Source organism: Streptomyces sp. NPDC058964 (assembly GCF_042741275.1).
Classification (GTDB): domain Bacteria; phylum Actinomycetota; class Actinomycetes; order Streptomycetales; family Streptomycetaceae; genus Streptomyces.
In genome coordinates, this window is the sequence record NZ_JBHYKH010000240.1 from 1 (window position 1) to 11,386 (window position 11,386).

General features: G+C 69.8%; 9 protein-coding genes and 1 pseudogene. 2 read left to right on the forward strand and 8 right to left on the reverse strand.

Annotated elements, in window-relative coordinates:
* The 8 genes and pseudogenes from ACFW2E_RS26450 to ACFW2E_RS26485 all read right to left on the reverse strand — a co-directional run.
* Positions 1 to 177, reverse strand: a pseudogene (locus ACFW2E_RS26450) (ATP-binding protein); the annotation flags it as partial.
* On the reverse strand, positions 158 to 727 hold the full coding sequence (locus tag ACFW2E_RS26455) for a DUF742 domain-containing protein (RefSeq protein WP_384469565.1): 570 nt from the start codon (positions 725 to 727) through the stop codon (positions 158 to 160). The pseudogene ACFW2E_RS26450 and the gene ACFW2E_RS26455, both read right to left, overlap by 20 nt.
* 96 nt (positions 728 to 823) lie before the next feature.
* A complete protein-coding gene (locus tag ACFW2E_RS26460) occupies positions 824 to 1,237 on the reverse strand; it encodes a roadblock/LC7 domain-containing protein (protein ID WP_004983065.1) in 414 nt (137 codons plus the stop codon).
* Positions 1,238 to 1,247: 10 nt separating this feature from the next.
* Positions 1,248 to 4,484, reverse strand: coding sequence for a nitrate- and nitrite sensing domain-containing protein (locus ACFW2E_RS26465; RefSeq protein WP_384469566.1), 3,237 nt, complete (start codon positions 4,482 to 4,484; stop codon positions 1,248 to 1,250).
* Between the two features lie 380 nt (positions 4,485 to 4,864).
* Positions 4,865 to 5,440, reverse strand: a complete 576-nt coding sequence (locus ACFW2E_RS26470; protein WP_067004841.1) for an ATP/GTP-binding protein — start codon at positions 5,438 to 5,440, stop codon at positions 4,865 to 4,867.
* Positions 5,421 to 5,819: a DUF742 domain-containing protein gene (locus tag ACFW2E_RS26475; protein WP_121890765.1), complete on the reverse strand. Its 399-nt coding sequence runs from the start codon at positions 5,817 to 5,819 to the stop codon at positions 5,421 to 5,423. The genes ACFW2E_RS26470 and ACFW2E_RS26475 overlap by 20 nt, the downstream gene beginning before the upstream one ends.
* Positions 5,820 to 5,929: 110 nt before the next feature.
* Complete coding sequence (locus ACFW2E_RS26480; RefSeq protein ID WP_003973453.1) at positions 5,930 to 6,343, reverse strand: roadblock/LC7 domain-containing protein; 414 nt, start codon at positions 6,341 to 6,343, stop codon at positions 5,930 to 5,932.
* 9 nt (positions 6,344 to 6,352) lie between these two features.
* Positions 6,353 to 10,072 carry a nitrate- and nitrite sensing domain-containing protein gene (locus ACFW2E_RS26485; RefSeq protein ID WP_384469567.1) on the reverse strand — a complete coding sequence of 1,240 codons (3,720 nt, stop codon included), beginning with the start codon at positions 10,070 to 10,072 and terminating at the stop codon, positions 6,353 to 6,355.
* A 565-nt stretch (positions 10,073 to 10,637) separates the two neighbouring features.
* Here ACFW2E_RS26485 and ACFW2E_RS26490 point away from each other — a divergent pair.
* Together ACFW2E_RS26490 and ACFW2E_RS26495 are read left to right on the forward strand one after the other, a co-directional pair.
* Positions 10,638 to 10,826, forward strand: a complete 189-nt coding sequence (locus ACFW2E_RS26490; RefSeq protein WP_384469568.1) for a hypothetical protein — start codon at positions 10,638 to 10,640, stop codon at positions 10,824 to 10,826.
* A 225-nt stretch (positions 10,827 to 11,051) separates the two neighbouring features.
* On the forward strand, positions 11,052 to 11,386 hold a 335-nt coding region (locus ACFW2E_RS26495), incomplete at its 3' end, for a DUF2437 domain-containing protein (RefSeq protein WP_384469569.1).

The following is an 11,386-nucleotide window of genomic DNA, read 5'->3' on the forward strand; positions in this document are numbered from 1 at the left end:
GGTGAGGTCGTCGATGCCTGCCGAAGCGGACGTCATGACGGCCTCTGTGCGCAGCGGGTTGATCTCCGAGACGGCGCCGACGAACGTGGTCTTGCCCACGCCGAAGCCGCCCGCCACCACGATCTTCGCGGAGGTGGTGGAGCGGGAAGGACCGCCGCTAGAGCTTGCGAAGTCCACTGAGCACCCTTTCGAGCAGTGTCACGTCTGGCTGGCCACCGGCGTTCTCGTCGCCGCCGGGCTGATGGATGGCGACCAGTCCCGCCTCCGCCAAGTCGGCGACGAGGATCCTGGCCACGCCGAGGGGAATGGTCAGCAACGCCGAGATCTCGGCGACCGACTTGATCTCCCGGCAGAGGTTGCAGATCCGCTGATGCTCGGGCAGTTGGCCCTGCATCTGGTGCGGCTGCGCGGTGGTGTGCACCAGTGCCTCGATGGCGAGCTGGTACCGCGGGCGGGTCCGGCCACCGGTCATGGCGTACGGACGCACCAAGGGGTTGTTCGTCGCCCCGGCGGGCGCCGGCTCGGGGCGGCGCTGGGGCTGCACCGGCTGGATGCGCGGTGCCGGCGGCTGGTCGTACGGCGACGGACCGGGGCCCTGTGGCGCGTACGGCTGCCGGTGGCTCGGGGCGGAGGGGAAGTTGTACCGGTTCGCGGAACCGTCGCCCTGGCCCTGGGCAGGGCCGTAGGACCAGTTGCCGTTATTGGAACCGCCTGGTGGTGTTGCCACTTTCTCTCCTCCTCCGACCGTGCCGGGCACCCATCCTTGTGGAGCCGCGTCCCGAAACCTTACGGCCCCGGGACGCGAATACGCACCGTCTGACTGTTAGTTGAGAAGGCTTCCCTGGAGTTCCGCACGAAGATCCGGGGTAAGAACCGTCCCCGCGCGATCGACCAGAAGCGCCATTTCGTACCCGATGAGGCCGATGTCCGCCTCCGGGTGGGCCAGGACCGCCAGCGACGAACCGTCGGAGATGGACATGATGAACAGGAATCCCCGCTCCATCTCCACAACCGTCTGATTCACGCTGCCTCCCTCGAAGATCCGGGAGGCGCCTGCCGTCAGAGACGTCAGACCGGAGGCGACGGCCGCGAGCTGATCGGCGCGGTCGCGCGGAAAGCCTTCGGACATAGCCAGAAGGAGTCCGTCGGCGGAGACCACCACCGTGTGGGACACCCCCGGGGTGTTGTCCACGAAGTTGGTGATCAACCAGTTCAGGTTCTGTGCCGCCTGGCTCATCGGGCTCACACTAACGCTCCTGGTTGTAGGTGCTGTCAGGGCCGAAGCCCTGGCCGTTCGTTTCACTGCCTGCGTTGCGTCCGCGCTGGACGCCTCGACGCAGGTTGCTCAGCCTGCCCCGGACGTCCTCCGGGGCGCGGGAGACCTGTGGGCCTCCCTGAGGGGTGGTCTCGGCGGCACCCTCGACCAGGTTGGCCTTGGGTACCCGCCGCGGCAGACCGGAGGAGGTGACCCCGCCCGCCTTGGGCTTCCGGAGCTGCGAGGCCTGCTGCCAGCGCTCGTCGTTCGCCGAACGCCAGCCGCTGTCGCCGTTGCTCTCCGGCACCGGAGCCGGAGCTTCCTGACGCGCGCGCCCCGCACCGTTCGAGCCGTTCGTGCCGTTCGCGAGGGGTCCGCGGCGGGGCAGTCCGGCGTCGGTCAGCTGGTGGGCGGCGGTGGAGGCCGCTCCCGGACGGTCGAAGCCTACGCGGTTCCGTTCGCTCACGTCACCGGCCTGCGCCGATTCCGCTTCCGGAGCGTACTGGGCGGGGTACCCGTTCTGGTAGCTGTCCTGCTGCGGCCAGTCGTCCTGGTAGGACTGCTCCTCGTAGGAGGGGTAGGCCTCGGACGCGGCGGAGTGCACGGCCGCGGGCTCCTCCTGGGCCGCTTCCGCATACGTGGACTCCGGGTAACCGCCGTTCGACGCGAACGGGTCGTTCTGCGGCAGACCGCCGTTCGGCGCGAAGTACTGCTCGTCGTACGCCGGTTGCTGCTGCTCGTCGTACGCGGCCTGCTGCTCCTCGTACGCCGGCTGCTGATCGTAACCCGCGGGCTGCTCCTGGTAGCCGGTACGGCCGCCGTCGTAGCCCTGCCCGCCGTCGAACTCGTCCGCGTACGCGGGGACCTCGGGAGCGGCCTCCTGGCCGTGGTGGGACTCCAGGGCCGCGCGGCGCTCCTCGCGCATCAGCGAGCGGCCCACGGGGTCCAGTTCGCGGATGTCGTCGGGGACGTCGGAGTAGCGGCTGTCGTCGAAGCCGAGCTCGGCCGCCGTGCGCATCGGCGGTTGCTGCTGCTGGAGCTGGTTGAAGTTCTCACCCTGGAACTGCTGCTCCGGGATGATCTGGGAGACCGTGAACTCCTCGCGGTCCAGCGGCTGCTCGCCACCGCCACCGTGCGTGATCGCGTCCGGCAGCATGACCAGGGAAGTCGTGCCGGCCTGCTCGCCCGAGGGACGCAGCTGGACGCGGATGCCGTGCCGGTCGGACAGCCGGCCGACCACGAAGAGGCCCATGCGCTGGGAGATCGCGGCGTCCACGGTCGGCGGGTTGGCCAGCTTGTGGTTGATGTCCGCGAAGTCCTCGGCCGTCAGACCGATGCCCTTGTCGTGGATCTCGATCATCACGCGGCCGTCGGGAAGACGGGTCGCTGTGACGCGGACCTTGGTCTGCGGGGAGGAGAACGTGGTGGCGTTCTCCAGGAGCTCGGCGAGCAGGTGCACGAGGTCGGTCACGGCGCGGCCGTGGATCTCGGCCTCCGGGACACCGGAGAGCTCGATGCGCTCGTACTGCTCCACCTCGGAGGAGGCGGCGCGCAGGACGTCGACCAGCGGGACCGGCTGGTCCCAGCGGCGGCCGGGCTCCTCGCCCGCGAGGACCAGGAGGTTCTCGCCGTTGCGGCGCATGCGGGTGGCCAGGTGGTCCAGCCGGAAGAGGTTCTCCAGCTGGTCGGGGTCGGCCTCGTTGTTCTCCAGGTCGGTGATCAGGGTCAGCTGGCCCTCGATCAGCGACTGGTTGCGGCGCGACAGGTTGGTGAAGATCGCGTTGATGTTGCCCCGCAGCAGGGCCTGCTCGGCGGCGAGCCGGACGGCCTCGCGGTGGACCTGGTCGAAGGCCCGGGCGACCTCGCCGATCTCGTCCGTGGAGGAGATCGGGATCGGCGCCACACGGGTGTCGACCCGGCCTGGGTCGGTGCGGGAGAGCTGGTCGACCAGCATCGGCAGGCGCTGCTCGGCGATACCGAAGGCGGCGTTGCGCAGCTGGCGCATCGAGCGGCTCATCTGGCGGGCCACCATACCGGCCAGGACGAACGCGGCGAGCAGGGCGACCACGACGATGGCACCGGTGATGAACGCGGAGGTCTTGGCGTCGTCGGCGATGCTGGAGGCCTCGTTCACCGCCTTGTCCGCGAGGTCGAACTCGATCTGGCGGTAGGCGTTGTACTTGAGTGTGTTGACCGCCCACCAGTTCTGCGCGGTGATGCCCTTGGTGGCGAGCTGGGCGCGGGCGAGGGTGCTCGTGTCCTTCAGCTGGGCCAGCTGCGTGATCATCGTCGTCGGGTTGGGCGGCGGCGGTGTGTAGCTGGGGTCCTTGCCCTTGGCCGCCTCGGCCATCGCCGCGCCGTCGCTCTTGAGCTTCGTCTCGGCGTCCTTGAGCCTCTGCGCGTCGGCCTCGGTGCCACCGCCCTTGTACTCCTCGAGGGCGATCCGCTCGAGGTAGGCGTACGAGGAGAGGGAGACCCGCTGGGTCGCCAGGTTCGGGAGGTCCGGGCCGGGCTTGACCAGCAGCTGCATGCCGATCGACCGCTCCAGCGACAGGGCCGCCTTGGTGAGCGAGATGGCGTAGACGGTACGGCCGTACGAGGTGATGTTGCCGGTGCCCAGGCCGAGCTCGTTGGCGAACTCCATCAGGGGGTGGGCGATCTCGACGTAACCCTCTTCGGTGTTCACGCCGGTCAACTTGGAGGTGTAGGCCGCGGCGCGCAGGCCCTGGAGCTGCGGCTCGTTCTCACGGAACAGCTTCAGGCGGCGCTGCAGGCCCGGCGTCTGCGGCATGTTCTGCGCGGCCTGGTCGAAGGCGTCGGCGGCCTCGTCGGTCTTCTTGCGTGCCGCGACGACCGTGGGGGTGCTCTGGCTCTTGCCCTGCAGCAGGGGAGCGGCCGTGACGTCACGCTCGTTGTAGAGGGCGTCGGCGTAGCCGAGGGAGGCACGGACCAGGCGCGCGGTGTTCTCCGCGTCCTGGGCCTCCTGCCAGGTGTCGATCGAGTTCTTCACCTGGAAGCCGCCCATGACGAGGCCGACGACCACGGGTATGAGCAGGATCGCGTTCAGCCTGGTCGGCACTCGCCAGTTGCGCGGGGAGAACCGACCGCCGCTCTGCGCGGCAGGGGCTGCCGGCTCCGAGCCGGGCACAGGGGTGGGCGCCGCAGCGCGCGGCGGCGGGGTGAAGTTGCCCCGGGCCGACGGCTCGGGACCGTTCTTGCTTCGCCTCACTCGACCAACAACCTCTCGGCGGCGGGCACCTACGACGTGCCGCAGTCTCTCAGAGCCCGGTATGTCATCAACCACTACTCAGTACGTCTTTGACTATTGGGCAGTTCAGGCATTCCAGCACGTCGACCAGCGCACTTCCAAACAGTGGAAACCTCGGATTGGGAGGGATGTAAGCCCCAGATAAAACGGTCATAAAGAGCGAGGCCCGTCAAAAGACGGTGCGTTCGTGCGCGCAGCGAGACCAGTTGACCGCGACGCGTGTTGATACCACCCGATTCCTCTGCCGAAACGTTATGAACACCGGAGCCGACCGTGTCAAAGGCCACAGTCGGCTCCGATTCGTTTACGACAACTGTCGTACGGCACTCAGGACTTGATCATTACCGCAGTCGCGCCATGAGGGCGTGCTCGACCAGCGTGATCAGCGCACTCTTGGCGTCGGCCCGGTGCCGTGCGTCCGTCGTGATGATGGGGGTGTCCGGTCCTATCTGCAGCGCCTCGCGCACTTCTTCGGGCTGGTAGGGCTGCTGCCCGTCGAAGCCGTTGAGCGCCACGACGAAGGGCAGGCCGCTGTTCTCGAAGTAGTCGACCGCGGGGAAGCAGTCGGCGAGACGGCGGGTGTCCACCAGCACGACGGCGCCGATCGCGCCGCGCACCAGGTCGTCCCACATGAACCAGAAGCGGTCCTGACCGGGCGTACCGAAGAGGTACAGGATCAGGTCCTGGTCCAGGGTGATACGGCCGAAGTCCATGGCGACCGTGGTGGTCGTCTTGTCCCCGGTGTGGGTCAGGTCGTCGATGCCCGCGCTGGCGGACGTCATGACGGCCTCCGTGCGCAGCGGGTTGATCTCCGAGACGGCGCCGACGAACGTGGTCTTGCCCACGCCGAAGCCGCCCGCCACCACGATCTTCGCGGAGGTGGTGGCCCGGCCCGCGTCAGAGCTTGCGAAGTCCACTGAGCACCCTTTCGAGCAGCGTCACGTCCGGTGCGCCGCCGTTGTTCTCGTCGCCACCAGGCTGGTGGATGGCGACCAGGCCGGCCTCGGCGAGGTCGGCGACCAGGATCCGGGCCACACCGAGCGGCATGGTGAGGAGCGCCGACACCTCGGCCACCGACTTCACCTCGCGGCACAGGTGGCAGATGCGCTGGTGCTCGGGGAGCAGCCCCATGAGCGCTGCCGGGTCGGCCGTGGTGCTGATCAGCGCCTCGATGGCGAGCTGATAGCGCGGCCTGGTCCGGCCGCCGGTCATCGCGTACGGACGTACCAGCGGCTGGTCGCCCTCGTCCCCGTACGGCTCCGCGTACGGATCATGAGAGGCGGTGGGCGGGGTCATGAATCCTCCGGGCGGGACAGCAGTCGGTCAGTCTTGCCGTCTGACGGGGCCGGTGGGGGGATTGTGGCGGCCGGACGGTGATTTCGTGAGGTGGGTGGTACCGGGGCCGGTCAGTGGAGCAGACTGCCCTGGAGTTCGGCTCGCAGGTCCGGTGTGAGGACCGCACCTGCACGGTCGACGAGCAGTGCCATCTCGTAGCCGACGAGGCCGATGTCGCACTCGGGGTGGGCCAGGACCGCGAGGGACGAGCCGTCCGAGACGGACATGAGGAAGAGGAAGCCGCGTTCCATCTCGACGACCGTCTGTGCCACGTTGCCGCCCTCGAAGATCCGGGACGCCCCGGCCGTCAGCGAGGTGAGCCCGGACGCGACGGCCGCGAGCTGGTCGGCGCGGTCCCGCGGAAAGCCTTCCGACATCGCCAGAAGGAGACCGTCGGCGGACACGACGACGGTGTGGGACACACCCGGGGTGTTGTCCACGAAGTTGGTGATCAACCAGTTGAGGTTCTGTGCCGCCTGGCTCATCTGGCTCAACTAACGCTCCTGCTGGTGAGTGGGGCTCGGGAAGCTGCCGGTCTGGCCGTTGCCGGCCTGTCGACCCTGCGCGATGCCCCGACGGAGATTGGTCAGCCGGCCGCGTACGTCGTCAGGCGCACGCGAGACCTGCGGACCGGCTTGGTGCTGTTGCTGCTGAGCCGTGCCCGGAACGAGGTTCGCCCGGGGCACCCGGCGCGGCAGGCCGGAGGTGGTGATGCCGCCCGCCGCCGGCTGCCGTACGCGCTCAGCCTGCCGGACGAGGTCGTCGTTCGGCGAGCTGCGCCAGGCGGTGGCCGCGGGACGCTGAGGGGGAGCCGGAGGGGCGGCCGGAGCCGGAGCCTGCGGCTGCTGCGGGGCCGGGGCCGAGCCGTTGCTCTGCTGCCCGTGCTGGCCGCCGTGGAACCAGTTGGTCTCCAGGGTGTCGTACAGCGGGGTACGACCGTCACCCGGGCCGCTGGCCGGCGGCAGCGCCTCGGGCTCCTGGCGGGCCGGACGCTGCTGCGGGGCCTGCGGACGCGGAGCACCGAAGTCTCCCGCCTGTGGCCGCTCGAACTGGCCCGTGTTCTGCGGGTCGTTGGGACGGCCGGGCAGGAAGTGCTGACCGGTGGAGGCGGCGTCGTAGCCCGGCGCGGCGAACTGACCGGTGGAACCGGCGTCGTACGCCTGCGGGGCGGCGAACTGGCCCGTGGCGGGTCCGCCCTGCTGCCCGGCCGACGTGCCGTAGATGTCGGAGCGGACGAACGAGCCGGTGTCCTGCTGGCCGTTCATGCCGGGACGCGCGAACTGGCCGGTGTTCTGGCCGCCGTTCATGCCGTTGAAGTCGGGGCGGGGGAACTCACCCGTGCTGCCCGGGCCCTGGGCGTCCATCCGGGGAATCGCCGGCATCTCCGCCGTCGAGTCCGGGGCCTGCCGGTTGTCGACGCGCGGCATGCGCCCGGTCCGCGTCGGGTCCTGCTCGTCGTGGCCGCGCGGGGCGTCCAGCGAGGCACGCGACACCTGCGGCTGCGCGTTGTCGTCGCTCCAGCTCGGGGTGCGCGGCTGCTGGTTGCCGCCGGGGAGCTCGGCCCGCGCTCCGCCACGCGGCGGGAGCTGCGGCTGACGGCCCTGGTCCGAGGCGTTGTTGCCGCGCTTCGACCCGCGCCCGCCGAACAGGTCCTGCTGGGCGCCGTTCCCGGCCGCGGACTGGAGACCCTGCGGGCCACCCGCCGTCTGACCGCCGAAGGCACCCGCGCCGGCCGGAGCCGGCCGGCCCTGCTGGTTCGCCGGCGCGCCCTGCTGGCCACGCGGCCCGCCCGGACCACCGGGACGGCCGCCCTGGCCCGTGCCGGGCAGCGCGGCCCGCGGACCCTGACCGCTGCCGACCTGGCCGCGCGGGCCGGAGCCCGCGCCGAGACGTCCGCCGCCGGAGGGAGCACCGCCGCCGAAGGAGCCACCGCCGAGAGAGCCACCGGGAGTACCGGCGCCGAGGGAGCCCTGGCCGTTGCCCCGCCGGGCGGCGGCCACACCGGCCGCTGCCTGCGCGGCGGCCGGTCCGCCGGTCGCCGCGGGGGCACCGGGCTTGCCCGGAGCGGGCTTCTTGCCGCCCTGCGCGACGTCGACCGGCAGCATGACCAGCGCGGTCGTACCACCGGAGTCGGAGGGGCGCAGCTGGATGCGGATGCCGTGACGCTGCGACAGACGACCGACCACGAACAGACCCATTCGGCGGGACACCGAGACGTCCACGGTGGGCGGCGAGGCCAGCCGCTCGTTGATCGCCGCGAGGTCCTCGGGGGAGAGGCCGATACCCGTGTCGTGGATCTCGATCAGCACGCGGCCGTCGGGCAGCGCGTGACCGGTGACCTTGACCTTGGTCTGCGGGGAGGAGAAGGAGGTGGCGTTCTCGAGCAGCTCGGCGAGCAGGTGCACGAGGTCGTTGACCACGCGGCCGGCCACCTCGGTGGTCGGCACCGCGGCCAGCTCGATGCGCTCGTACTGCTCCACCTCGGACGCGGCGGCACGGAGCACGTCGACCAGCGGGACCGGGCGGGTCCAGCGGCGGCCGGGCTCTTCACCGGCGAGGACGAGAAGGTTTTCACCGTTACGGCGCATACGCGTCGCGAGGTGGTCGAGCTTGAACAGCGAGGACAGCTGGTCCGGGTCGGCCTCGCGGGACTCGAGCTCGGAGATCAGCGACAGCTGGCGCTGGATCAGACCCTGGGAGCGGCGCGAGAGGTTGGTGAACATCGCGTTGACGTTGCCCCGGAGAAGGGCCTGCTCGGCGGCGAGGCGGACCGCCTCGCGGTGCACGTCGTCGAAGGCCGCGGCCACCTGGCCGATCTCGTCCCGGGAGTGCACACCGACCGACTCCACGGACGTGTCGACGTCCTGCGGGTCGGACTCGGACAGCTGCTTGACCAGCTCGGGCAGACGGTCCTGGGCGACCTTGGTGGCGGTCTCCTGCAGACGGCGCAGCGAGCGGATCATGGAGCGGGCCACGACGAAGGCGCCGACCAGCGACACGCCCAGGACGATGAGGATCAGCGCACCGGAGACGATCGCGTCGCGCTCGGTGGCGTTGCGCAGCTCGCGGGCCTTCTGCTCCATCTCCTCGAGAAGCGAGTTCTCGATCTTCGACATCTCTTCGATCTTTTTTGTGCTGTCGTCCACCCAGTCGAGGTAGGACCGCTTCTGCAGACTCGCGAGGCCGCTCTTGCTGGCGAGGGCGCGCCCGGCGTACTTGTCCGCGGATTCGATGATCGAGTTGCCGCCGGCGATGGGCTTGAGGAGGTCCTCGGCGTTGCCGGCGTAGATCTTCCGGAAGATCCTGAGCTCGGAGTCCTCGCTCTTCAGGGCCGCTTCGCCGTACAGCTGGTCGTTCGCGGAGAGCTTGCCGACCTCCCTGTTGTTGGCGGGAAGGGCCGCGGCGATGACGGCGCGCTGGACGGAGGCGTACTCCTTGGCGGTGGAGAAGGCCGCCAGGGCGCGGGTGCGCTGGATCATCTCCGGGTTGCTGGACGCCTCCGCCATGTCCTGCGAGAGGTCGACCAGCTGGGTGATCAGTCGGTGGTAGGCCTCGACCGTCTGCGTCGAGTTGTCCTTCGACTGATAGGCGTCGCGGCGGATCTGCGCCAGGCCCTGCAACTGGCTGGTCAGGCTGACGAGGCTGTCACGGACACCCCGGAGCTGGCCGTTCTTGCTGGCCTCGTTGATCGCCTCGGAGGCGTCCTCGAAGTTCTGCGTGGCACGGTCGGTCTTCTGCTGGAGGCCCTTGACGGTGTAGTCGGACGCCAGGAGACCGTGCGCCAGGGGACCGGCTGACTGGTCGCGCTCGTCCTGGAGCGCGACGGCCAGCTCGGTCGCCTGCTTGGTCATCTCCGTCAGCAGCTTCATGTTGTCGAGCTGCTGGATGTCGTCCATGGAGTCGCTGATGCGCAGCGCACCCAGCGAGGTGGCCGCGACCACGGGCAGCGCGAGCAGCGACACCAGGCGCGTGGAGATGCGCCAGTTGCGCAGAGCTATTCGCGATCCGGGGCCGACCGGGCCCGTGATGGGCCTCATCGCCGGCGCGGGGCTCGGCGACACGACCGCGCCGGAACGCCCGGGGCGCTCACCGCCGTCGCCGGACTGAACCGTGGCCGGGTTCTGGGCGTGCTGGGGCGAGGAACCGCGGTCGGTCCCGCCGTGCGACTCCGGCTCGGCCGAAGCGCTGCCATCCCTCTTGAAACGTCCCTGCACTAGCGTCGCAACCTCTGGACCAGGCGCCCCTCCGCGTGAACGGAGAGACACGGTGTCGGCGTTTGGAGAGCGCCCTGAATACGCCCCCCGGGTGTTCTTGAGCGACCGGCGCTGGCTCCCCCTGTCTCGCCGCCACTCGGCGCTGTGTTGCGCCCCTGCGCGCCGGCTCGATCCCGCGGCGGTCCGTGGAATTCCAGCACAGTGCAGGATCTCCAACAAGAGCCGTGGACCGAGCTGTGACCTGAGTGACAGTACGTGAGGGTCACATTACGAACAGTGGAAGATGGTCTCGTACATAACGGACGTATCCCCGTGAGCCGTCAGGGTTCGGGGAGTGCCCCAGTCGCCATGATCAGGAGCGGAATGATGGCTTCAGGGGGCCAATGTCCGTTTCATTGGTCCGGACCGCCGGTCTGAATTGACTGGTTTGTGCGCGGGGCAGTGAGCAAACTCACACGCCGATCATGCGTACTTCACGTCTTCGGCACGGAAACGCATGTTTAGCCTGGCGCTTTACGAGAGGGCACCCTCTGTCAACCCGCACAGGACAGGTTCCAGTACAACCGTGAAGACGACGATGATGTTCCACAACATAGCCAACCCGCGTCGCACGACTCTGGCGCACCTCACCGACGCCGCAGACCTGCAGACCCCGGAGCAGCAGGAACACTCCGTCGACCTGCCCGCACAGACCGCCAACCCCAGGCGCACCGTCCTCATGGAAATCCCGCTGACCGCCTCCGTCGCGCAGTAGTACGGCCCGCGGCCGCCGGATGCTCAAGGCGGCCCCAGAGGAGTCCGGGGCGCCCCCGCAGCAGGGGCGCCCCTTCTGCTGTCCGGCACCGGGCGGCCTCCGTGGCAGCCACCCCCGCGGCACCCGGCGCCAATGGGCGGATCAATGGGCGGGGCTCGGCCCTCCTGCCGCGTTAGCCTGGAGCGTCAGACTCCAGCCGGCTCAGTTAAGGGGCGCAAGGATCCCGTGCGCATCGCCAGGTTCTCCATCGACGGGAACGTCGCCTTCGGCGCGGTCGAGGGCGAAAAGCAGGACGAGCTCGTCCTCGACATCATCAAGGGCATCCCGTTCGCGGACTACGAGCTCTCCGGTACGAAGGTGCCGCTGAGCAAGGTCAGGCTGCTCCCGCCGGTGCTCCCCAACAAGGTCGTGGGGCTGGGCCCCCACAACCCCCCGCCCCCCCGCGGTGTGGTACCCCGGGGGGGGGCGGCCCAACCAAACCCCCCCCCCACCCCGCGCCCGGCGTGCGACGGCGAGTACGTCGACATCGGGCGGGTGGGCGAGATCACCGAGATCGACAC

Excerpts from the sequence above, each read along its gene's own strand:
- ACFW2E_RS26460 (WP_004983065.1), bottom strand. The coding sequence starts at position 1,237 with ATGAGCCAGGCGGCACAGAACCTGAACTGGTTGATCACCAACTTCGTG.
- ACFW2E_RS26475 (WP_121890765.1), bottom strand. The coding sequence starts at position 5,819 with ATGACCCCGCCCACCGCCTCTCATGATCCGTACGCGGAGCCGTACGGG.
- ACFW2E_RS26480 (WP_003973453.1), bottom strand. The coding sequence starts at position 6,343 with ATGAGCCAGGCGGCACAGAACCTCAACTGGTTGATCACCAACTTCGTG.